The organism is Rhodococcus sp. C26F, assembly GCF_053345925.1.
Genome location: NZ_JBKFBA010000037.1, coordinates 12,537 through 33,526 on the forward strand (window position 1 = coordinate 12,537; position 20,990 = coordinate 33,526).

Sequence of the window (20,990 nt, forward strand, 5' to 3'; positions counted from 1 at the left end):
AACTGCGACGCCCGGATCCTGCAGCTGATGTGCTCCCGGTTCTCCGACGCCGGCTTCCTCGCCCTGCGCTACGACCTGCCGTTCCGCCGTCGCAAGCCGAAGGGTCCTCCGCAGCCGTCCCGCGCCGCGGAGGACCGCGAGGGGGTCGCCGCCGCGGCCGCGGAGCTGCGCGAACGCGTGTCCGGGCCCTTACTGCTCGGCGGCGTCTCCTACGGCGGCCGCCAGACGTCGATGCTCGCGGCCGACGAACCCGGCATCGCCGACGCCCTCGTCCTGCTGTCCTATCCTCTCCATTCCCCGGGCAAGCCGGAGAAGCTGCGCACCGAGCACCTGCCGAAGATCTCGATGCCCACGGTGTTCGTCCACGGCGACCGCGACCCCTTCGGTACCTTCGACGAACTGCGGGAGGCACTCGATCTCCTGCCCGCGGCCACGACCCTCATCGAGGTCACCGGGGCCGCACACGACCTGAGCCGCGCGAAGACGGATCCCTCGGAATCCGCCGTGTCCGCCGCGCTGCACCTGCTGGAAGAGAAGAAGTCATGATCGAACCCACCGACGTCGCCATCGACACGCTGCTCGCCGAGCTCCGCGACCGGCTCGACGATTCCGTCGACGCCCCGACGACCCTGCGCGGACTGCTCGAAGCGGTGCTCGTCGTGGGATCGGGTCTCGAACTCGACTCCATGCTCCAGCGCATCGTCACCGCCGCGACCGCCCTTCTCGACGCCCGCTACGGCGCGCTCGGCGTGCGCGCCGCCGACGGTGGTCTGTCGGAATTCGTGTACGTCGGGATCGATCCGACGCAGCGCGAGGTGATGGGCCATCTGCCCGAGGGCCGGGGCATCCTCGGTCTGCTCATCAACGATCCCCGGCCGGTCCGTCTCGGCGACCTGTCGAAGCATTCCGCCTCCATCGGCTTCCCGCCCAACCATCCGCCCATGAAGAGCTTCCTCGGAACTCCGATCATGGTGCGCGGCAAGGTTTTCGGCAGCATCTATCTCACCGAGAAGCTGGGGGCACCCGAGTTCACCGAAGAGGACGAGGTGATCCTCAAGGTGCTCGCGATGTCCGCCGGTGTGGCCGTCGAGAACGCGCGCCTGTTCGAGGGCTCTCTCGCCCGCGAGAGATGGCTCACCGCAATGGCATCCATCAACTCCCGGTTGCTGATGGGTGGGTCGGTGGACGAAACGCTGTCGATGCTCACCGGCCAGGTCCGCGAACTCGCCCGGTGTGCGGGCGCCTATGTGGTGCTCGTCGACGGCCACCACGGCCGCCTGCAGGCCGCGTCCCCCGCGATCCCGTGCGGGAAGGACAAGCGTTTCGATCTCACCGGATCGCCTGTGCTGAAAGCGCTCAAGAGCAGGCAGCCGATGCATCTCGACACTCTCGAGGGACTGCCGCCGACGGAACAGGGCGACGAAGGCCACGCGGTGGTGCTGCCGCTGTCGGCGACGTCGACGGTCACGGGTGTGCTCGTCGCGACCCGCGAGGCCGGTACCGAACCGTGGGACGACGAGGACGTGGCCCGCTTCGAATCCATGGCGAACCTCGCGGCCGTGGCCCTCGAATTCGCCGAACAGCAACGCAAGAAGCGGTTGCTCGACGTGCTGGCCGATCGCGATCGCATCGCACAGGACCTGCACGACAACGTCATCCAGCGCCTGTTCGCCACGGGTATGAGTTTGCAGAGCGCGACCGCGGACGGAGCGGACAACGAACGCATCGTGGAGGTGATCCGCCACGCGATCGAGCAACTCGACCGGACGGTGCGCGAGATCCGCACGACCATCTTCGATCTGCACACCACCGGCGCGGCGGCGTCGAACAGTCTGCGCCGGAGACTGCTGGACGTCGTGGGCGATCTGAGCATCCATTCCTCGGTGGCGCCCAACGTGCAGTTCGTCGGTCCCATCGACACGCTGGTGCCGATGCGCATCCACCCACACGCGGAGGCCGTGCTCCGCGAAGGGCTGAGCAACGCGCTGCGCCATTCCCAGTCCGACAACATCTCGGTGTCGGTCTCGGTTCAGGACGACTTCCGGATCGAGATCCTCGACGACGGCACGGGTCTGCCCGACACGCCTCGCCGCAGCGGGCTGGCGAACCTCGAGCGGCGCGCCGTGCAGTGCGGCGGGTCGTGCGAGATCGGTCCGGCCCGCCCGCGCGGCACCCGGGTGCTGTGGGCGGTCCCGCTCTGACGGAACGGGTCCCGCCCGCGTCGGACTAGGACGTCGGCTTGCCGCGCTCGTTGCGCAGCTCGGTGGCGAGCACCGCGGCCTGCGTGCGGCGCTGCATGCCGAGCTTCGCCAGCAGCCGCGAGACGTAGTTCTTCACGGTCTTCTCCGCGAGGAACAGCCGTTCGGCGATTTCCCGGTTGGTCAGGCCCTCACCGATGAGTTCGAAGACGGCGCGTTCCTGCTCCGACAGCTCGGCCAGCGGATCGGCCGTGCGCGACGCCCGGATCCGCTCCATGAGGGCGGCGGTGGCACGGCTGTCAAGCAACGAGCCGCCCTCGCCGACGGTGCGGATCGCCGAGACGAGGTCGGTGCCGAGAATCTGCTTGAGCACGAACCCCGAGGCACCCGCCATGATCGCGTCGAAGAGTGCCTCGTCGTCGGCGTAGGAGGTGAGTATCAGGGCGCGCAGACCCGGCATGCGGGTACGCAGCTCGCGGCACAGTTCGACGCCGTTGCCGTCGGGAAGCCGCACGTCGAGCACCGCGACGTCGGCGCCGCTCTCGGGCACGCGGGCCAGGGCCTCACCCACCGAGGCGGCCTCACCGACGACGGTGAAGTCGGGCACGCTGCTCAGCAGATCCACCAGGCCGCGCCGGACGATCTCGTGATCGTCGACGAGGAACACGCGGGTCATCTCGGGCACCTTTCGTTGACATGCTGTCCCGTCATTGTCCCAGGTGTACCGCGATACCCACGTCCTCGGGGCCGTTCGACACCCATCTGGGGACCTTCTCCCCCTGCCCTGCGGGCGCCGCTCGGGAGACGCTGGAGGGGCAGAGGTGGACATGTGGGACGAACGAGCCGACGAGGAGGATGTCGTGACTGTCGATGCCGGAACCTGGTCGCTCGGTGACACCGAGATCATTGCGCGTGCGGTGGTGGAGGCACCCTCGGTGCACGACACGCAACCGTGGAATCTGCGCCTGCCCGATCACAGCGCCGAACTGGAGGAACGCCTCGAGTTCGCCGAGCCGGGACCGGACCCGCTGCGCGTCGACCGGTTGATCTCGTGCGGCACGGCCCTCGCGAATCTCGAGCTCGCGATCCGGGTCCTCGGCAACCGATCGCGCACCTCCGTGCTGCCCGATCCGCAACGTCCGGAGCTCATCGCCCGGATCGAGACGCTCGGCTCGGGTACCCCGAGCAGCCGCGACCTGCGGTTGTACGCTGCCATCTCGCATCGGCGCAGCCATCGCGAATCGTTCACCGACATCCCGGTGCCGACGGAGACGCTCGCCGACGTCGTTGCCGCGGCCGGGGAGGTACCCGACGTCGACGTGCGTCTGCTCGCCGCCGACGAGGCCGTCGCCCTGGCGCAGGTGCTCGCCTATGCGGCGGAGGCCCGCCGGCGTCACCCGCACTACCAGCGGGAGATGTTCTCGTGGACCTCCCACTGGCAGCCGCGCGGCAACGCTGAGGTGGTCACCACCTGGAGCGCGACCCTCGACGAACACGGCGCGGCCGGCGAGGCCATGGTCACGACGGGGATCCCCGATATCGATGCGCTGGCTGCGGCGATCGCGCGCGAATCGGTGCTGCTGTTCTCCGCCCCGTCCACTTCGCCGGCGGATCTGGTCCGGGTGGGTGCAGCGGTGGAGCGGTGCTGGCTCGCGGCCATCGACGCGCGATTGTCGGCGTCGGTCGTGACGCATCCGCTGCGGGTCGAGGACGCCGGTTCGCGCCTGGCCGAGATGCTCGACCTGCCGGTCGTGCCGCTGGTGATCCTGCGCGTGGGTTTCTGACGAGAAGAGAGATCGAGGTGACGATGAGCGCACCGACCGAGGATCCGATCGACGATCCGACCCGCGAGTTGTTCCGCACGGCCCTGGACATGGCGCAGGCCGCCAAGGCCGGCAACGTCTCCGGGTGGCTGTCCGCCCGTTACGAGTGCGGGCGCGTCGAGGACGTCGCGTTCGTACTCTCGCAGATGCTCGGGGTGCTCATCGAGAACGGCGCGATCAGCCGCGGCGTGCATCCGGCCGACGCGTGGAGGGAACTGCGCGAGCGGGGCGTCGACGACTTCGGGTGACGCCCCGCATCGCTCCCTCGTCCGGGATCAGTCCTCGGTCTCCTTCGACCGGACGACGAGGACCGGGCAGTCCGCGGTCTGGATCAGCGCGTTGCTCGTGGAGCCGAGCAGCAGCCCCTTGAAGCCGCCGCGTCCGCGGGTTCCGACCACGAGAAGCTGTGCGGCCTCGGCGTATTCGCTGAGCACCCGCACCGGCCGGTCGCGAGCGACGACACGTTCGACGGTGACGTCCGGGTACCGCTCCTGGTAACCGGCGAGACGTTCGGCGAGCACGATCTCCTCACCGGTCTGGATCCGGCTCCAGTGCGGGTCCTCCGGGACGGCCCCGAGCGAGGGCTGGACGCTCACGTCGCTCCACACGTTCACCGCGACGAGCGTCGCGCCGCGTGCGGATGCCTCCTCGAACGCGACCTCCACCGCGTCGCGGCACGAGACCGAGCCGTCGACACCGACGACGACGGGCCCCTTTGCCGGCGGCGCACCGTCGAGGGTGCGGCCCCGCACCACGACGACGGGCGCCGTCGCGTGCGAGACGACCGCCGTGGAGACCGAACCGGCGAGCAGGCCCTTCACCTCGCCGAGGCCGCGCGAGCCGACGACGAGCCGGTCGGCGTGCTCGGCCTGCGCGATGAGCGTGGGAACGACCTTGCCTTCGAGCTGCTCGGTGGTGATCTCGACGTTCCCGTGACGGTTCTCGTCGATGATCTGCCGGGCGAGCACGGCCGCGTTGTCGAGCCGGTCGCGGGCCGTCGCCTTCATCTCCTCGTGGAAGCTCTGCGCGAGGTAGGGCTCGGAGTAGTAGAAGGCGGGGATGTGCACGACGGTGACGATGCGCAACGGCAGGCCGCGGATCGCAGCCGTCCGTGCCGCCCAGTTCACCGCGGTCGTGGACGCGTCGGATCCGTCGACGGCCACGACGATCGGCTTGTTCTCGGTCATCGCACGCGGAACCTTTCTCGGTGGGTCAGCCGCAGATCTGCCGCAGCTGTTCGATCAGTCGCACACGACCTGCGGTGTCGGCCGCGAAGGGGGTGACGTTGAGGGTGGTGACCCCGGCCTCCGCGAAGGCAGCGACTCGCTCCCGCACGAAGCCCTCCGAACCGATCAGGGAGATCGAGCGGAGCAGTTCGACGGGCACCGCCGCGGCCGCCTCCTCCTTCTTGCCGGCCAGGTAGAGCTCCTGGATGGTCTCGGCTTCCTTCGCGTAGCCGTAGCGGATCGCGAGGTCGTTGTAGAAGTTCTTGCCCTTGGCACCCATGCCGCCGACGTAGAGCGCGACCATGGGGCGGACCCAGTCGAGCATGTGGTCGACGTCGTCGCCGATCGCGAGCGGGGTCTGGGCGTAGATCTGCAGGTCGCCGAGCTCCGGATCGCGCTTGGCCTTGCCCTTGGCGATCGATTCGCCCCACACCTCGGCAGCCTTCTCCGGGTAGTAGAACAGCGGCTGCCAGCCCTCGGCGAGCTCGGCGGTCATCTCGACGTTCTTCGGGCCGAGCGACGCGATGATGATCGGGATGCGCTCGCGCACAGGCTTGTTGATGATCTTCAGCGGCTTGCCGAGACCGGTGCCGCGCTCGGCGGGCAGCGGGATCTGGTAGTGCTTGCCCTGGTGCTCGACCTTCTCGCGGCGCCACACCTGGCGGCAGATGTCGACGATCTCGCGCGTGCGGCCCAGCGGCGCGTTGTAGGGAACGCCGTGGAAGCCCTCGATGACCTGCGGGCCGGACGCGCCGATACCGAGCACGAAGCGCCCGTCGGAGACGAAGTCCAGGCCGGCGGCCGTCATGGCGGTGAGCGTCGGTGTCCGGGTGAACAACTGGAGGATGCCGGAGGCGAGCTCGACGCGGGAGGTCTTCGCCGCCAGATAGCCGAGCTGGCTCACCGCATCGAACGAGTAGGCCTCGGGCACGAACACGATGTCGAGACCGGCCTTCTCCAGGTCGGCCACCTCCGCCGCGGTCTCCGCGAAACCTCCGCTGTAGTTCAGTCCCATTCCGATGCGCATGCGCCACCTTCGTTCCTGCTGCACACCCCGTTCGGGGCGCGTTCGTCCACGTGCCCCCGAACACTACCGTCGTCAGGTAGTGACCGGTCGCACCACCATCACCGGGCAGTGCGCCTCGCGCATGAGCGCGTTTCCGGTGGAGCCGAGCACCATCCCCTTGAAGCCGCCTCTGCCCCGGGTACCGACCACGACGAGCTGGGCTTTCCCGCTCCAGGACCGCAGGTGGGCGTGGGGGCCGTCGACGTAGACCTTCCGGTGGACCGTCACGTCCGGATAGCGCTCGGCGTAGCCTGCGAGGCACTCGGACAACAAGGAGTGCTCGTACTCCTCGAACGCGCGGGGATCGAAGTCGAGGGGCGACTCGTCGATCTCCCCGACCTTCAGGTCGCTCCAGACGTGGACGGCGACGAGGTCGACCCCGCGCCAGGACGCCTCCTCGAACGCCAGCTCGACCGCCTTGCGGCTCGCGGGGCTGCCGTCCACACCGACGACGACGGGTCGCTCGTCGGGAACGGACCCTTCCGGTCCCCGCACCACGACGACCGGGCATTCGGCATGACCCGCGACGGAGACCGGGGTGGAACCGAGGAAGGCCTCCCCCAGCTTGGTGCTCCCGGTGGCACCGAGGACGATCATCCGCGACGTGCGAGACAGCTCGACGAGCCACTTGGCGCTTCCGGTGAGGGCGAGTTCGGCGGTGATCTCGAGATCCGGCGCCACCGTCTCGGCGGTCTCCGCGGCCTCCTTCAGGAGCGCCCGGGCCTCGGCCTCGCTCCACTCGAAGACCTGCGAGGGACGGAAGAAGGGAAGTTTCGTCCAGCCCGACGGTGCGAAGTCCACCGCGTGGACGAGATGCAGCGGGATCTTCCGGCCGGCCGCGGTGGCCGCGGCCCACCTCACCGCCCGCTCGGAGGCCGGGGAACCGTCCACACCGACGGTCACGTGGTTGTGGTCGCGGGGTGCTTCACCGAGTGGTTTCACGCCTCCGAGGCTAGTCGGATCCGCTACGTCCGGATACGGACTTTGGTCATCGCGTCGAGATTCCTTTGATTGCAATATATTCCGGCAGCAGCGATCTGCGTCACATCAAATTGTCATTTGGGATGCGAATTTACTACCGTGAGGTCATGCAACTCACCCGGTTCACCGATCTAGGACTGAGAGTTGTGATGCATCTCGTCGCCGGCCCGGCGGAGAGTATGCCCAGCACCAGAACGATTGCAGACCAGCTCGATCTGTCGTACGCACATACGACGAAGGTCGTCGCCCGGCTCGGCGAGCTCGGAGTGGTCACCACCCGCCGCGGACGCGGCGGAGGCCTGACCATCACCGAACTCGGCCGCACGGCGAGCCTCGGTTGGCTCACCCGAGCCCTCGAGGGTGAAGAAGAGGTCGTCGAGTGCGAAGGAGCGAAGCCGTGCCCCATGCGTGGCGGTTGCAGCCTCCGCTCCAGGCTCCGCGCCGCACAGGACGCCTTCTACGCCGCTCTCGACGACGTCACGATCGCCGACCTGGCGACCCCTGACGCCGGTCCGGTCCTGCTCACCCTCGAACCACCCACCGGCCGCTGACCCACGGCGAGGCCGCCGGTGCAGCCCGTCACGACACACACGAGGAGACACACCATGCCGCTCTCACCCGAATCCAAGGACGTCATCGCCGCGACCCTCCCGGCGGTGGGAGCCGCCATCGGCGACATCACCCCGTTGTTCTACAGCAAGATGTTCGCCGCCCATCCCGAGCTCGAACGCGATCTGTTCAACCGCGGCAACCAGAAGCAGGGTGAGCAGCAGAAGGCACTCGCCGGATCGATCGCGGCCTTCGCGACGCTCCAGCTCGATCCCGATCCCGTCCGTGTCGAGGCGATCCTGTCCCGCATCGCCCACAAGCACGCCTCGCTCGGCATCAAGCCCGACGAGTACTGGATCGTCCACAAGCACCTCTTCGAGGCGATCGTCGAAATCCTCGGAGAGGCAGTGACTCCGGAAGTCGCGAAGGCGTGGGACGAGCTGTACTGGCTGATGGCCGATACCCTCATCTCGATGGAGGCCGATCTGTACCGGGCCGCAGGTGCCGAGGCCGGCGACGTCTGGCGCACCGTCCGCGTCGCCGACCGCGTCCACCAGTCCGCCGACACCGTCTCGTTCGTGCTCACCTCGCTCGACGGTTCCCCGCTGCCCACCTTCCGTCCGGGCCAGTACCTCTCGGTCGGCGTCCACCTCCCCGACGGCGCCCGCCAGATCCGTCAGTACAGCCTGTCGAGCGCACCCGCGAAGGGCGACTGGCGTATCACCGTCAAGCGGGTCCTGGAGACCACCGCACCCGACGGCACCGTGCTTCCCGCCGGTGAGGTGTCGAACTTCCTGTACAACAACGTCTTCGAGGGCGACGAGCTGGAGGTCACCACTCCCTTCGGCGATCTCGTACTCACCGAGGACGACACCCCGATCCTGTTGGCGTCCGCCGGCATCGGATGCACCCCGATGATCGGCATGCTCGATCACCTCGCCGGCGTCGGCGACGAGCGTCCCGTCGCGGTCCTGCACGCCGACCGGTCGGTCGCGAGCCACGCCCACCGCCGCGAGCTCGAGACCCTCGCAGAGAAGATCCCGTCGGCCCAGCTGTACCGCTGGTACGAGGACCTCGGCAACCGCCGGCCGCTCCAGACGGTCCGCGTCGGACGCGCCGACATCTCCGATCTGCCGCTCGATCCGAAGACCCAGGCCTACCTGTGCGGCCCGCTGCCGTTCATGCTCTCGCTGCGCGAGGCCCTGATCGAGCGCAACGTCCCGGCCGAGAACATCCACTACGAGGTGTTCGGACCCGACAGCTGGGCGCCTGCCTCCTGATCCGACCCGATCCGATCGCGGTGCCCCGGCCGAGTCTGCCGGGGCACCGCTGCATTCGCGGCTAGGCTGCACCCATGGACTCCGCCGCGGCTGTTCGCCACCCGGCCCCGTCCCCGCGTAGCCGATTCCAGGCACTGGGTAGCAGTGCCCTCGCGCTGATCGGAGTCCTTCTCGTGGCGGGCCTCGTCGCGTTGTTCCCCGCGTCCGACGAGCCGCTCGGAACCGATGCACCCGCCGATGTCTTCAGCGCCGCCCGCGCCGGTGAACACATCGACGCGATCGCCACCGGCCCACGACCGCCCGGGTCGACCGCCCACGCCGCCGCCCGCGACCATCTCGTCGCAGCCCTGGAGGATCTCGGGTGGTCCACCCGCGTCGACTCCGGCGTCGGATGGATGGCGCGGTCCGGTGAGGCGACCCAGCGCGGCGCCCGCGTGCAGAACATCGTGGCGACCCGGGACGGTACCGATCCCACCGGCACCGTCGTGCTCGCCGCGCACTACGACACGGTCCGGGGCTCCCCCGGCGCGGGCGACGACGGGATCGGCGTCGGCACGGTCCTCGAGGTCGCTCGTGCCATCGAGTCCGGTCCTCCCCCACGGAACGACGTCGTCGTCCTGCTCACCGACGGTGAGGAGAACGGTCTGCTCGGCGCCCACCGGTTCGTCGGCACGGAGTCCGTGCGGGCCGGTCCCGTCGTCGTACTCAACCACGAGGCCCGCGGGAACGCCGGTGCGCCGACGACCTTCCGGATCACCTCACCGAACGGCGTCCTGATCGACAGTCTGGCGGGGGCACCGGGCGCGAACGCGGACTCCCTCACCGAACTGATCTTCGAGGCGCTGCCGAACGACACCGATTTCCGCCGCTTCGCCGAGCACGGCCACCACGCCCTCGACACTGCCGTCTCCGCGGGCTCGGCGTACTACCACAGCCCTCTCGACACCCCCGACCGTCTCAGCCGGACGTCGCTGCAGCACATGGGCGACACCTCCCTCGCGACGGCCCGCACCCTCGCCGGATCCGATCTCGCGACCGTCGGCGACGGCGGCGACCAGGTCGTGACGACCGCGCCCTGGGGACTGCTCCACATACCGCGCTGGGCCGAGGTCGTCGGGGCGATCGCGCTGGCCGGCGTCGTGGGGGCGATCGTCGTGCTGCGGGTGCGCCGCGGCGAGACGTCGGCCTGGCAGGCCGGCGCTGCCGTGGCCGTGTCGCTGCTCGCCGCCGTCCTCGCGGCGGGCGCAGCGTGGCTGCCGTGGTGGATCGTGCAGACCGTCGATCCGGGCATGGCCGCGCCGGTCGCCGACGAACCCTACCGGCCGGGTGTCTTCCAGTTCGCGGCGGTCGTCGCGGCCCTCGGCGTACTGCTGGTCGCGCGATCGTGGTGGGGTCGCGGCCGTCCGGCCGCCGCGCTCACGTGCGGAGCGTTCACGCTCGTCGCAGTGCTCGCTCTCGCCGGCATCCCCTTCGCCGGTGTGCCGCTGACACTGCTCGTACTCGTCCTGCCGGCGGCGCTGGGTCTGCTGGTGGCGCTGCTTCTCCCACAGAACGACACGGTGTGGCCGCTCGTCGCGATCGCCCTCGGCGCGCTCGGCTCGCTGATCTTCGGCCTGCCCGCCGTGCTGGTGTCGTTCGACGCCGGACTCCTCTACGGGGCACCGGTGGCCGGTCTGTTCGTCGCATTCACGTTCGCCGCGGTACTCCCGCTGTGCGAGCCGTTCGCGTCGACCACCCGCGGGCTCGTCGTCTCCGCGACCGGCACGATCGCGATCGTCGTGGCGGGCACGCTGCTCGCCGGCTACCTCAACCGGGACGGTGCGACCGACCCCCGGCAGGAATACCTCTGGTACTCGCTCGACGCCGACCGGGGTGCCGCGGTGTGGGGATCGCCCGACGGCCCGCGATCCGACTGGAGCGAAGGCCTGCTCACCGCCGGTCCCGAACCGCTCCCCACCGACTTCCCGTGGCGGGAGCACCGGCCGATGTACCACGGGCCTGCCCCGGTCGCCGAGCTCGAGGCGCCCGAGGTCGAGATCCTCGAGGACACGACCGGCGGAAGCGCCCGGAAGATACGACTGCGGTTGACCTCACCGAGGAACGCCCAGGCCGTCGGACTGTGGATCGACAACACCACCGCCCACGTCCACGGCGCAACGGTGGACGGCTTCCGCGCCGAACCGTCCGACGACTTCGGGTTCCTGTTCTGGGCTCCCGGCCCCGACGGGATCGAGGTCGAACTGACGCTGAGCATGCTCGAGAGCCGTCTCGGCGTCCGCGTCGCCGATCTCGGTGACGATCTCGGCGAGGTACCCGGTTTCGAGCCGCCCGCCGATCGCGTCGTCGTCCAGCCGACGGTGGCCGTGACGCGGACCCTGCAGCTGTAGGGACGTCACTCCCACTCGTGGACGGGAGTGCCCGAGGCCATGTTCTGCACATAGTCCTTCATCATCCCGAGCAGGGCGGTGCGACGGTTCTCGCCGGCAGCCTCACGCCGGGCCACCTGCCGTCGCTGCCATGCCGCTCCGGTCTGCCGTGTCAGCGCACGTCCCTCGACGATGCCGAGATAGCGGTCGCGGACCGCTGCCGACAGCCCGTAGGCCTCGAGGCCCTGGTGCGCGAGCGGCAACAGGCACCGCAGCACGAGTTCGTCGGCGCCGACCCATCCGGTGCGCGGCCAGTACAGCTTCGCGTCGAGACCGAACTTCGCACCGAGCACGAGGTTCCGCTCGGCGGCGTCGAAGCTGAGGTCGCGCCAGAGCGGCTCGTCGGAGTGGGTCAGGGCGCGCAGCGTCCCGTAGTAGAAGGCCGCATTGGCCATGGTGTCGAGGACGGTCGGTCCCGCCGGGAGCACACGGTTCTCGACGCGCAGGTGCGGATGGCCGTCGCTGATGTCGTAGACGGGCCGGTTCCACCGGTAGATGGTGCCGTTGTGCATCTGCAGTTCGCGCAGTTCGGGAACCCGGCCGGCGTCGAGTTCGGCCATCGGATCGACGTCCGAGACCTCCGGCAGGAGAGCCGTGAAATAGCGGGAGTTCTCCTCGAACAGGTCGAGGACGGAGTCGATCCACCGCTCACCGAACCACACGCGGGGACGGACACCCTGGTTCCGCAGTTCGAGCGGGCGTGTGTCGGTGGCCTGCGCGAACAACGGGATCCGGCTCTCGTGCCACAGCGCCTTGCCGGCGAGGAAGGGCGAGTTCGCCGCGAGCGCGACCTGCGCTCCGGCCAGGCACTGGGCGGCGTTCCAATGCGTCGCGAAATCTTCGGGGGCGATCCGCAGGTGCAGCTGCAGGGACGTGCAGGCCGCCTCGGGGACCACCGAATTCATATCTGCGCGAAGGGTTTCCACGACATCGCTGCCGGGCAACGGCACACCGTCGAGATCGAGTTCGATGTCCTCACCACGCGCCGCGAAGATCTGCTCGTTGAGCGCTTCGTAGCGGGGATTGGCGGTGATCCGGCCCCGTTCGAGATCGTCGAGTTCGAGCGTGGGCAGCATGCCGATCATGACCAGCTGCGCGTCGTGCAGGTGCATCCGCTCGTCGGCGCGCCGCAGCGACGACCGCAGCGACTCTTCGAGTTCGAAAGGTTCGTCGCCGGTGAGACGTCGTGGCTCGACGTTCATCTCGACGTTGAACTGGCCGAGTTCGGTCTGGAAGACCGCGTGATCGTCGATCGCCTGGAGCACCTCGAGGTTCGACATCGCGGGCGACATGTCGTCGCGGACGAGGTTGAACTCGATCTCCATGCCGAGATGCGGTTCGGGTGACGAGTGCACGTCGACGAAGACGTCCTCTCGAAGCATCCGCTCGAGCGCCTTCATGCAGTCGCGAACCTTGCTCCGGAACATCCGCCGGTCTTCCCCGGTGAACGAACGAGCGGATATCTCAGCTCCCAATGGAACCCCCGGGTCGGCGCGCGGTCTGTCGAGCCCAAGCCTAGCGCGCGCTCACGCCCGCGGTGGGATCGACGGCGTGCCGTCGGTGGGATCGAGTACTGCAGGTGGGATCAGACGGCGCGGTATCCGCCCCAGTCGGTGACGACGCCGCGATCGCTCAGCCACGCGTTGGGGTTGATTTTGGTGCCTTCGGTGTCCCACACCTCGAAGTGCAGGTGCGGTCCGGTGGACCAGCCCTCGTTGCCGACAGTGGCGATCTGCTGGCCGGCGTTGACACGCTGACCGGCCGAGACCTGGTAGGTGCTCACGTGACCGTAGACGGCGGTGGTGCCGTCGTCGTTGAGGACGCGGACCCACTGGCCGAAACCGGAAGCCGGTCCGGCGTCGAGGACCGTGCCGTTGGCCGCGGACTTGATGGGCGTTCCGATCGGGGCTGCGATGTCGATGCCGCCGTGGTGGGCGCCCCAGCGCGGACCCCAGTCGGAGGTGAGGGTGCCGGAGACGGGCTGAACGGCGGAGGGAGAAGCCGGGTTGAGCCGGTCGAGCCAGCTGGGACCCGAGAACTGATCGAGGAAGCCGGTGACCTCGGCCGGAAGCTCGGGTGCGCCCTGCTCGGCCGGGGTGGTGATGCCGGGGATGGCCGGGATCTCGACACCCTCGGGCAGCAGGCCCGCGGGAAGCTCGAAGGGCAGGCTGGGCGCGGGAGCCTCGGCCTGAACGTGGTCGTGGCCGGGATGCGCGGCAGCGGTGCCGGCGCCGATCTGCGAGCCGACAGCGAAGAAGGCACCCGTGGCAGCGGCGACGGTGGCAGCCTTGACCGGAGCGGACGTACCGGTGGGCTCGACGCGGTGACGGCCCTTGCCGGAGGACGGCACGCGAATCGTCTCGAGGTCGAATGCTTCGTCTTCGCGTGTGCGCTGATGGCGTCCCACAGTGTGTCCCTTGTTTCGTCCCGACTTCGACCGGGTATCCCCCGGCCGCTCCTGGCGACCCAAGGTAACAAAACGGTATAGGGAAAGGCCAGTGTTACCTTTCCTTGATCTCAATCGGCGGGAACCTGCAGGTCGTACACGCCACCTCGAGAGCCTCGAGAGCGGGCGCTTGGTTACGGCGCATGCCCGGCGGCTACACTCACAACGCGCCAAGGTCGGCTCCGCCCGGCCGGACGCCTCCGTAGCTCAGGGGATAGAGCAACCCTCTCCTAAAGGGTAGGTCGCAGGTTCGAATCCTGCCGGGGGCACACATCGGGTTCCGCTCGCATCCGCAAGCACTGGCGGACCCACTTCCTCGAACAGCACAGGCACCGTCCCGCCCACGCATCACGGTTCGATCTAGTCGGTCATCCGCCGTCCGCGCGACAGTTAGCATCCACAACGATGCCGCTCGACGACGACGGAAATCGAGGACCCCACATGAACATTCGGCCTCGTGCCCGACATCTCGCCGTGATCGTCTCGGCGGCGGTCCTCGGACTGTTCGTCACTCCCGCCCCCGCGGTCGCCGGGGGCGTCCCGGGCCTCGCCGAAGGACCGGCTCATCCCGTCGGGGCGGGCAACGCCCGCACGTACGTCACCGTCGACGAGGAGGGCACGCCGGCCACCATCGGGGTGCGACTCGACGCGGCCGCCCTCGACGACCTACCCAGTGCGCTGGTGCCGGTCACCGAGGCCTACGTGCTCGAGTTGCCCGAGGAGGCGGCCGCCACCGCGTTCGACCACGTCACGGTCGACTGGAACTCGCACGGCCACGACCCCCAGCACGGCTTCGACGTCCCGCACTTCGACGTCCACTTCTATCTCCTGGATCGGCCCACGGTGGAGTCGATCCATCCCTTCGCCCCCGGCTACATCCCCGCTGCGGCCCGTGTGCCCGACCCGCGTTACATACCGGAGGGGTACGCACCGTCCGGGGATCCGCTGACGTCGACCGTCGCGGGCATGGGACTGCACTGGGTGGACACCACCGAGGCGGAGCACGATCCGGTGGCGGGACACCACCTTACCGAGACCGTGCTCTACGGCACGTGGGACGGACGGCAGGCGTTCATCGAACCCATGCTGAGCCGCGAGTGGCTCGCGACGCGGCCCGCGCACCACGAGGAACTCCGCCTGCCCGAGGCGTACCAGCGCGAAGGCCTCTACCCCACCACCTACTCCGTGTGGTGGGACGAGGCGTCGCAGACGTACACGGTCGAACTCGGCGGGCTCACGATGCGCGAGGCGTCGTAGACCGGTCGGCCGAACGGGGACTCAGTCCAGCGGGGAGACACGGATGAGGTTCCCGTCCGGGTCCGACACCACGAACGTCCGCCCGAACACCTCGTCGTGCGGCGCCTCCACGACCGTCACCCCCTTACCGGCCCACTCGTCGTGGATCGCATCGACGGCGGCGGCCGAGCCCGGCACCATCAGGCCCACCTCCGAGAACCGCGGCGCGGTCGCATCCACGGTCTCCGCGCGACCCGACCACAGTGCGAACAGCACTCCCGGCGCCACTTCGAAGGAGACGTAGCGCGGGGTCGTCATCTGCGGGGTCATGCCGAACAGGTCGCTGTAGAAGCGGGTCGTGCGGTCGACATCGGTCACGTAGATCAGGAACAGGTTGGGCGACGACACAGTCATCGGCCGCTCCTTCCGGTAGGCGGTGAAGACTTCGAGGACTACCGTGGCACCGAAACCCGACAGTTCCTGTCGTGTTTTCGAAAGGAGATCGCGCATCCGATGAACCGGCCGCAGCGATTGCTGAGCATGCTCGTCGTCCTGCAGGCCCGCAGACGGGTCACGGCCGCCGAACTCGCGGAGGAATTCGGCGTCTCCGAGCGCACCGTGCTGCGCGATGTGGAAACGCTTGCTGCCGCGGATCTTCCGGTGGTCGCCGAACGCGGCAGGTACGGCGGCATCGTGATGCTCCCCGGCCGGCAGACCGACCTGAACCGGCTCAACGCATCCGAGGTGGACGTCCTGCGCGCCCTGGGTGTCGACATGGGCCGGGCCCGGCAACTCGGTGTCGACGCCGCCGCCCGGGACGCCGTCCACAAACTCACCGCACGTGCCCGGCGCACCCCCTCCACCGCACGCGAGAACGACCTGCTGCCGCTGACCGAGGTGGTCACCGTCGACAACCGGGGATGGTTCGCCACCGAGGACCGGGCCGACGTCGCTGCCCTCACCCGCGACCTGCGGCACGGCCGGCAACTCGCCATCACGTACCGGTCGAGCGGACATCGCGACGAACGCGAGATCGTCGTCGATCCCTACGGTGTGCTCTCCCGCGCGGGCCGTTGGTATCTCGTGGCCGACGATCAGGGACGACCGCGGCTGTTCGCGCTGACCCGTCTGAGTGCGTGGACAGTGCTCGACCGGCCGCGACGCCTGTCCCCCGGCCGGACCCTGCCCGCGCTGGCACGCGAACTCGGCGACGCGCTCGAACGACGCGAGGACGTCGTCGTCACCGCCGATCTCGCGACGAACCGCCTCGACCTCGCCCGGCGCATCCTCGGTGCCCGCCTGCGCGGGAGCACCGCAGGACCGCGACCGGACGTCTCGCGGATCACGGTGGCCTACGACTCGATCGACGGTGTGCGGCAACTGCTGCAGTTCGGCGAGCACATCGAGATCGTCGGGCCACCCGAGGCACGGGATCTCGTGGCGGGACTGGCCGAATCGCTCCTCCGACGTCACACCGTGCATCGCCGCGAGTGAACTCCCGCTGATCCGAACCCTGTCCCGACCGGACCGAGCTTCCTATCGTGGGGAGATGTTCGACGCCCACCTGCACATCATCGATCCGCGTTTCCCGCTCGTCGAGAACGACGGCTATCTGCCCGAACCGTTCACCGTCGACGACTATCTCGCGCGGGTCGCGCATCTGGGTGTCACCGGTGGCGCGGTGGTGTCGGGGTCGTTCCAGGCCTTCGACCACGGCTATCTCCTCGATGCGCTCGACCGGCTCGGGCCCACTTTCGTCGGCGTCGTACAACTTCCGGCCACCGCCTCGGACGACGAGATCACCCGGCTCGACGCGGCGGGCGTGCGGGCCGTGCGATTCAACGTCCGCCGTGGCGGATCGGCGGCACTGTCCGACCTCGACCGGCTCGCCCGGCGGGTCCATGACCTCGTCGGCTGGCACGCCGAGTTGTACGTCGATTCGCGCGATCTGGCCGAACTGCACACGACGATCGCAGCACTGCCTGCCGTCTCGGTCGACCACCTGGGACTGTCGCAGGAGGGTCTGCCGTCGTTGTTGCGGCTGGTGGAGAGCGGTATCCACGTGAAGGCAACGGGGTTCGGACGCGTCGATATCCCGGTGGCCGACGCGCTTCGCGCCGTTGCCGATGTGAATCCCGGTGCACTCGTGTTCGGCACCGACCTGCCGTCGACACGGGCACCGCGACCGTTCCGGGACAGCGACATCACCCTCGTCGAGGACGTATTCGGCGACGAGCTCGCCGACGCGGTGCTGCGCCGCAATGCTTCCGAGCTGTATCGGATCGAGACCGAAACCGCTCCTGGGTCTTCGGTGTCTCGATAGACTCACGCTCGTCATCGGTGCGCGGGACGCGCCGCGGTGTTCCTCGCTGCGGTCGGCTCCCGGACGTGACCTTCCCTATCCGAGGAGCAGCACCATGCCTGCACTGCGAATTCCACGTCGAGTTCTCGCCCTGGCGGCACCCGTCGCCGCCGCAATCGCATTCACCGGTGTGGCCACCGCTGCACCCCCTCAGCCTCTGGGCACGGCGATCACCATCGGCTGCATCAACCAGGGCAGCCTGGCGTCGTTCACCTCGGTCACGGCGCAACCCGGACCGGACGAGGGCATCCCCGGTGGCCACGTCCTGTTCTCCACACGGGAGGCCCTGTGGCCGGTCCCGGCAGCGGGGCAGGTCAGCGTCGCATGGCTCAACCGCAACAACGGCCGCACCGGCATCGTCGATCTGGGCGGTGCGTACCCGAACCTGTCGACCCTGGTCGACACCGGTCCGGGCGAGGTCGTGGCGACGGTCTTCGGTTCGGTGAATCTCGGCAGTGGACCGCTGTGCAACTCGACCCCCGCAGTCGGCGGCGTCGTGGTGCCGTGACGTCCGGACGAGGCATCCGGCACCTCTGTGCCGGATGCCTCGTCACCTGGGCGAATACATGATGATGGCGACGCCGGCGAGGCACACGAGCGCGCCCGCGACATCCCACCGATCCGGCCGGAAGCCGTCCATCACCATGCCCCACACCAGGGAACCCGCCACGAACACACCGCCGTACGCCGCGAGGATGCGACCGAAGTTCGCGTCGGGCTGGAGCGTGGCGACGAAACCGTAAGCGCCGAGAGCGATCACGCCCAACCCCATCCAGATCCAGCCGCGGTGTTCGCGCACGCCCTGCCACACCAGCCACGCACCACCGATCTCGAACAGGGCGGCAACGGCGAACAGCAGCAACGACTTCAGCACGGTCACGAGGTGTGACTCTAGCCCTGCGACGCCTTGCCCAGCTCGATGCGGCGCACGGAATCCCCGCGCACGAGGATCGTCACGAGGGCCCGGCGTCCCGGGGGCAGGACCCGCACCGTGACGGAACCGTGTGACACCGAGTCGAGTTCGTCGGCGACCGCACGGCGGAGGCGGGCCTGTTCGTCGGGGGGCACCCCGTCCAGGCCGTGATCGTCGAGCATCACCACGTCCACGCCTCGTCGGCGCGCGGAGTCGGCCGCCTCGACGACCTGGGGATCCTGCAGGGCCGGCGCTCGAAGCCCGTCCCGCAGACGTGCTTCGAGCAGCACACCGGCGCGTCGCTCCCCCGCGTCGAGCACCTCCCCGGTCGCGATGCGTTCGAGCAGGGGCCGGGCCAGGGAGTCGAGCCGGTCGAGCTGCGCGTCGCGCTCCTCGAGCGCTGCAGCCGAGGCCGCCTGTTCGGCGCTGCGCTGCAACGACATCGCACGCAGCAGGTAAATGGATCCCGCGAGCGGTCGCAGGGTGAAGGCGAAGAAGGTGGACATGAGGACCGGGGCCGCGTTGACGAGCGACAGCGATAGGCCGGGGCCGATCCCCTGTCCCGTGACGTAGGTCCAGAAGGTCGCGGTCGCGATCATGCAGGCCAACCCGATCCACGCCGCGAGGGTGCGTCCGCGCACGCACATGAAGGTGAAGACGACCGTGGACATCCCGAGCGGCCAGGTCGCGATGCCTCCCGGAGACGGCACCGGCAGCACCGAGAACACGAGCGCCGACGAGACCGTCCCGGTGGCGGCGAGCAGGATCGTCGCCGGCATCGGCAGCGGGTCGCCCGGAACGGTGATGAGGGTGAACGCCGCGAACGTGCACACGAGCACGGCGAGGGCGGGAGGCCAACTCGCGGACGTGTGCTCGGCGCCGAACGCCGCCAGCACGAGGCAGACCAGGGCGTAGAGGCTCACGAGCACACGTGCGGCCGTGGTGCGCATCCCCAGCAGGTCGCGCACGTCGCGGGTGGGTTCGGCGGTCACGGCGCGCGACGCTCGGCCGGGTCGCGCCAGAACAGCGTCACCGTCGTGCCCCCGGGACCCGAGGTGATCTCCGAGTCGCCCCCGGCCATGCCGCGCATGCGTCCGTGGATGCTCGCGCGGATGCCCATCCGGTAGGGGTCGATCTGGGCGGGGTCGAATCCGTGGCCGTCGTCGCGGACGACCACCCGGACCGATCCGGGCCCGAGGTCGACGTGCACGGCCCGCTGCGTGCCCGGGCCGGCGTGGCGCACGCTGTTCCGCACGGCCTCGGCCAGTGCGGCTGCGACCGCCCTGATCACGTCGGCCGGGTAGTGCGGCCCGGCATCGGTGCTCGTCGTGGTCGTGAACTCGACGTCCTCGTCCACCTCGGAGGCTGCCGAGCGGAACTGGGCTGCCACCCGGTCGGCGTCGAAGCTGCTCTCGGTGTCGTCGCCGCGCCGCAGGGAGTCGAACATCTCCAGCGCACGACGGGCCTGGGCCGCGACGGGACCGTCGGATGCGCCGCGACCCGAGGCGAGCAGAGTGGACATCACCTGGTCGTGGACGAGTGCGTCGAACCGCTCGCGTTCGACCGTCCTGGCCGCGGCCGCCGCTGCTGCGACGACAGACCTCTCCGTGGCCGCGACGGTGGAATCGAGGACGTCGCCCGTGCGGAAGGCGACGATCGCCGCGGCGGCGAAGACCCCGCAGAACATGAGCGCGAACGCGAGTTCCGGGACGAAGCGGTATCCCGTCGTGGTGTTCACCAGCAGATAGTTGGTGGTCTGCACGACGAGCACCACCACCGTGAGGTAGGCGAGCGCCGTCCGCGGCCGCCACGCTGCCGCCGCGGACAGTCCTGCCACTCCGGGGAAGAGCGCCTGCCAGGCCGTGTTCGTGGAAACCTCACCCGTCCAGGCCGGGAACCACAGGACCGCCGCGACCAGGAAGGCGACGGCGTTGGCGGCTGCGAGTCGTCCGACCCACCGGACATCGCTCAGGAAGGTCGCCACCCCGAGCGCGATCCCGGTGCCGAAGATCGCGAGCAGTGCCGTCGGCAACCACCACCATGCCGTGAGGTGGGCCTGCGACACCGCTGTGGGGACGACGAACAGCAGGTAGAACACGTAGCCCGCGCTGATGAACCGACCGAAGACCCGGTGGATCCGGTCGGCCGCGCTCGTCGGATCCGTCGTGTGTCCACCCTGTGTGGTGGCAGGCCGACGGGTCACAGCTCGTCGATGGAGACCACACCGTCCTGCAGAGCGCGGGCGAGCAGTGCCGTCTTCGTGGTCGCCGTACGCCCGACGCGGGCGTACTTCTCACGGATGCGGACGATGTGGGTGCTGACCGTGGCTGCGGTGACGAACAGGCTCGCAGCCGCCTCGGACTTGGACTCGCAGAGCAGCCAGGCCCGCAGGATCTCGATCTCGCGAGCCGAGAGTGCGGGCTTCTGAGGCGCAGGCTTCTGTGCCGGGGAATGTTCGAGCATCGTCGTCATAGCGCGTCCCTA

At 69.3% G+C, this 20,990-nt stretch carries 22 protein-coding genes and 1 tRNA gene; 12 read left to right on the top strand and 11 right to left on the bottom strand.

From position 1 onward, the window contains the following. On the top strand, positions 1-546 hold a 546-nt coding region (locus tag ACLBYD_RS25110), incomplete at its 5' end, for an alpha/beta hydrolase family protein (RefSeq protein ID WP_447818559.1). Next, positions 543-2,201 carry a sensor histidine kinase gene (locus tag ACLBYD_RS25115; protein ID WP_447818560.1) on the top strand — a complete coding sequence of 553 codons (1,659 nt, stop codon included), beginning with the start codon at positions 543-545 and terminating at the stop codon, positions 2,199-2,201. The genes ACLBYD_RS25110 and ACLBYD_RS25115, both read left to right, overlap by 4 nt. Positions 2,202-2,226: 25 nt before the next feature. Here ACLBYD_RS25115 and ACLBYD_RS25120 read toward each other — a convergent pair whose 3' ends face one another. Beyond that, entirely contained in the window at positions 2,227-2,874 is a 648-nt protein-coding gene (locus ACLBYD_RS25120) for a response regulator transcription factor (RefSeq protein ID WP_447818561.1), read from the bottom strand. 151 nt (positions 2,875-3,025) lie between these two features. Here ACLBYD_RS25120 and ACLBYD_RS25125 point away from each other — a divergent pair, with 151 nt between their 5' ends. Beyond that, positions 3,026-3,982 (top strand): nitroreductase family protein, encoded by a 957-nt coding sequence (locus tag ACLBYD_RS25125; protein ID WP_447818562.1) that lies wholly within the window; start codon positions 3,026-3,028, stop codon positions 3,980-3,982. A 17-nt stretch (positions 3,983-3,999) separates the two neighbouring features. After that, positions 4,000-4,269 carry a hypothetical protein gene (locus tag ACLBYD_RS25130; protein ID WP_006551566.1) on the top strand — a complete coding sequence of 90 codons (270 nt, stop codon included), beginning with the start codon at positions 4,000-4,002 and terminating at the stop codon, positions 4,267-4,269. 27 nt (positions 4,270-4,296) lie between these two features. Here the strand turns inward: ACLBYD_RS25130 and ACLBYD_RS25135 are convergent, their stop codons facing one another. The 3 genes from ACLBYD_RS25135 to ACLBYD_RS25145 form a co-directional block, all read right to left on the bottom strand. Then, the gene (locus ACLBYD_RS25135; RefSeq protein ID WP_447818563.1) at positions 4,297-5,208 is read right to left on the bottom strand and encodes a universal stress protein; all 912 of its coding nucleotides are present in this window, start codon (positions 5,206-5,208) and stop codon (positions 4,297-4,299) included. A 25-nt stretch (positions 5,209-5,233) separates the two neighbouring features. After that, positions 5,234-6,274 (bottom strand): LLM class F420-dependent oxidoreductase, encoded by a 1,041-nt coding sequence (locus tag ACLBYD_RS25140; RefSeq protein WP_447818564.1) that lies wholly within the window; start codon positions 6,272-6,274, stop codon positions 5,234-5,236. A 72-nt stretch (positions 6,275-6,346) separates the two neighbouring features. Beyond that, positions 6,347-7,255 (bottom strand): universal stress protein, encoded by a 909-nt coding sequence (locus ACLBYD_RS25145; protein WP_447818565.1) that lies wholly within the window; start codon positions 7,253-7,255, stop codon positions 6,347-6,349. 146 nt (positions 7,256-7,401) lie between these two features. Here ACLBYD_RS25145 and ACLBYD_RS25150 point away from each other — a divergent pair, with 146 nt between their 5' ends. The 3 genes from ACLBYD_RS25150 (at position 7,402) to ACLBYD_RS25160 (ending at position 11,510) form a co-directional block, all read left to right on the top strand. Further along, positions 7,402-7,845 carry an Rrf2 family transcriptional regulator gene (locus ACLBYD_RS25150; RefSeq protein WP_258259732.1) on the top strand — a complete coding sequence of 148 codons (444 nt, stop codon included), beginning with the start codon at positions 7,402-7,404 and terminating at the stop codon, positions 7,843-7,845. Between the two features lie 54 nt (positions 7,846-7,899). Beyond that, complete coding sequence (locus tag ACLBYD_RS25155; RefSeq protein ID WP_447818566.1) at positions 7,900-9,123, top strand: globin domain-containing protein; 1,224 nt, start codon at positions 7,900-7,902, stop codon at positions 9,121-9,123. A 74-nt stretch (positions 9,124-9,197) separates the two neighbouring features. Continuing rightward, positions 9,198-11,510 carry a M28 family peptidase gene (locus ACLBYD_RS25160; RefSeq protein ID WP_447818567.1) on the top strand — a complete coding sequence of 771 codons (2,313 nt, stop codon included), beginning with the start codon at positions 9,198-9,200 and terminating at the stop codon, positions 11,508-11,510. A 5-nt stretch (positions 11,511-11,515) separates the two neighbouring features. On the opposite strand, the gene ACLBYD_RS25165 is transcribed toward ACLBYD_RS25160, so the two are convergent. Together ACLBYD_RS25165 and ACLBYD_RS25170 are read right to left on the bottom strand one after the other, a co-directional pair. Continuing rightward, complete coding sequence (locus ACLBYD_RS25165) at positions 11,516-13,024, bottom strand: glutamate-cysteine ligase family protein (RefSeq protein WP_447818568.1); 1,509 nt, start codon at positions 13,022-13,024, stop codon at positions 11,516-11,518. 110 nt (positions 13,025-13,134) lie between these two features. After that, on the bottom strand, positions 13,135-13,956 hold the full coding sequence (locus tag ACLBYD_RS25170) for a M23 family metallopeptidase (protein ID WP_447818569.1): 822 nt from the start codon (positions 13,954-13,956) through the stop codon (positions 13,135-13,137). A 235-nt stretch (positions 13,957-14,191) separates the two neighbouring features. Here ACLBYD_RS25170 and ACLBYD_RS25175 point away from each other — a divergent pair. Both ACLBYD_RS25175 and ACLBYD_RS25180 read left to right on the top strand, forming a co-directional pair. Continuing rightward, positions 14,192-14,264 (top strand) — tRNA-Arg (locus tag ACLBYD_RS25175). A 172-nt stretch (positions 14,265-14,436) separates the two neighbouring features. Beyond that, positions 14,437-15,252, top strand: coding sequence for a DUF5602 domain-containing protein (locus ACLBYD_RS25180; RefSeq protein ID WP_447818570.1), 816 nt, complete (start codon positions 14,437-14,439; stop codon positions 15,250-15,252). A gap of 21 nt (positions 15,253-15,273) precedes the next feature. Here the strand turns inward: ACLBYD_RS25180 and ACLBYD_RS25185 are convergent, their stop codons facing one another. After that, entirely contained in the window at positions 15,274-15,645 is a 372-nt protein-coding gene (locus ACLBYD_RS25185; RefSeq protein ID WP_447818571.1) for a VOC family protein, read from the bottom strand. Between the two features lie 99 nt (positions 15,646-15,744). Between ACLBYD_RS25185 and ACLBYD_RS25190 the strand changes: the two genes are divergently transcribed. From ACLBYD_RS25190 to ACLBYD_RS25200, 3 genes are all read left to right on the top strand, one after another. Next, positions 15,745-16,725, top strand: a complete 981-nt coding sequence (locus tag ACLBYD_RS25190; protein ID WP_447818572.1) for a helix-turn-helix transcriptional regulator — start codon at positions 15,745-15,747, stop codon at positions 16,723-16,725. A 55-nt stretch (positions 16,726-16,780) separates the two neighbouring features. Then, positions 16,781-17,554 (top strand): amidohydrolase family protein, encoded by a 774-nt coding sequence (locus tag ACLBYD_RS25195; RefSeq protein WP_447818573.1) that lies wholly within the window; start codon positions 16,781-16,783, stop codon positions 17,552-17,554. A 94-nt stretch (positions 17,555-17,648) separates the two neighbouring features. Continuing rightward, entirely contained in the window at positions 17,649-18,101 is a 453-nt protein-coding gene (locus tag ACLBYD_RS25200) for a hypothetical protein (protein ID WP_159416534.1), read from the top strand. A gap of 42 nt (positions 18,102-18,143) precedes the next feature. On the opposite strand, the gene ACLBYD_RS25205 is transcribed toward ACLBYD_RS25200, so the two are convergent. The 4 genes from ACLBYD_RS25205 to ACLBYD_RS25220 are packed head-to-tail and all read right to left on the bottom strand — an operon-like array spanning position 18,144 to position 20,978. Continuing rightward, positions 18,144-18,473 carry a YnfA family protein gene (locus tag ACLBYD_RS25205; protein WP_006551592.1) on the bottom strand — a complete coding sequence of 110 codons (330 nt, stop codon included), beginning with the start codon at positions 18,471-18,473 and terminating at the stop codon, positions 18,144-18,146. 11 nt (positions 18,474-18,484) lie between these two features. Then, complete coding sequence (locus ACLBYD_RS25210; protein ID WP_447818574.1) at positions 18,485-19,498, bottom strand: hypothetical protein; 1,014 nt, start codon at positions 19,496-19,498, stop codon at positions 18,485-18,487. Beyond that, positions 19,495-20,709: an ATP-binding protein gene (locus ACLBYD_RS25215; protein ID WP_447818575.1), complete on the bottom strand. Its 1,215-nt coding sequence runs from the start codon at positions 20,707-20,709 to the stop codon at positions 19,495-19,497. The genes ACLBYD_RS25210 and ACLBYD_RS25215 overlap by 4 nt, the downstream gene beginning before the upstream one ends. Next, on the bottom strand, positions 20,706-20,978 hold the full coding sequence (locus ACLBYD_RS25220; RefSeq protein WP_016692216.1) for a LuxR C-terminal-related transcriptional regulator: 273 nt from the start codon (positions 20,976-20,978) through the stop codon (positions 20,706-20,708). The genes ACLBYD_RS25215 and ACLBYD_RS25220 overlap by 4 nt, the downstream gene beginning before the upstream one ends. Between the last annotated feature and the right edge of the window lie 12 nt (positions 20,979-20,990).

Bases quoted from the DNA above. Each gene is read 5' to 3' on its own strand.
- ACLBYD_RS25115 (WP_447818560.1), top strand. From the start codon at position 543: ATGATCGAACCCACCGACGTCGCCATCGACACGCTGCTCGCCGAGCTC.
- ACLBYD_RS25120 (WP_447818561.1), bottom strand. From the start codon at position 2,874: ATGACCCGCGTGTTCCTCGTCGACGATCACGAGATCGTCCGGCGCGGC.
- ACLBYD_RS25125 (WP_447818562.1), top strand. From the start codon at position 3,026: ATGTGGGACGAACGAGCCGACGAGGAGGATGTCGTGACTGTCGATGCC.
- ACLBYD_RS25135 (WP_447818563.1), bottom strand. From the start codon at position 5,208: ATGACCGAGAACAAGCCGATCGTCGTGGCCGTCGACGGATCCGACGCG.
- ACLBYD_RS25140 (WP_447818564.1), bottom strand. From the start codon at position 6,274: ATGCGCATCGGAATGGGACTGAACTACAGCGGAGGTTTCGCGGAGACC.
- ACLBYD_RS25150 (WP_258259732.1), top strand. From the start codon at position 7,402: ATGCAACTCACCCGGTTCACCGATCTAGGACTGAGAGTTGTGATGCAT.
- ACLBYD_RS25155 (WP_447818566.1), top strand. From the start codon at position 7,900: ATGCCGCTCTCACCCGAATCCAAGGACGTCATCGCCGCGACCCTCCCG.
- ACLBYD_RS25160 (WP_447818567.1), top strand. From the start codon at position 9,198: ATGGACTCCGCCGCGGCTGTTCGCCACCCGGCCCCGTCCCCGCGTAGC.
- ACLBYD_RS25180 (WP_447818570.1), top strand. From the start codon at position 14,437: ATGAACATTCGGCCTCGTGCCCGACATCTCGCCGTGATCGTCTCGGCG.
- ACLBYD_RS25185 (WP_447818571.1), bottom strand. From the start codon at position 15,645: ATGACTGTGTCGTCGCCCAACCTGTTCCTGATCTACGTGACCGATGTC.
- ACLBYD_RS25190 (WP_447818572.1), top strand. From the start codon at position 15,745: ATGAACCGGCCGCAGCGATTGCTGAGCATGCTCGTCGTCCTGCAGGCC.
- ACLBYD_RS25195 (WP_447818573.1), top strand. From the start codon at position 16,781: ATGTTCGACGCCCACCTGCACATCATCGATCCGCGTTTCCCGCTCGTC.
- ACLBYD_RS25200 (WP_159416534.1), top strand. From the start codon at position 17,649: ATGCCTGCACTGCGAATTCCACGTCGAGTTCTCGCCCTGGCGGCACCC.
- ACLBYD_RS25220 (WP_016692216.1), bottom strand. From the start codon at position 20,978: ATGACGACGATGCTCGAACATTCCCCGGCACAGAAGCCTGCGCCTCAG.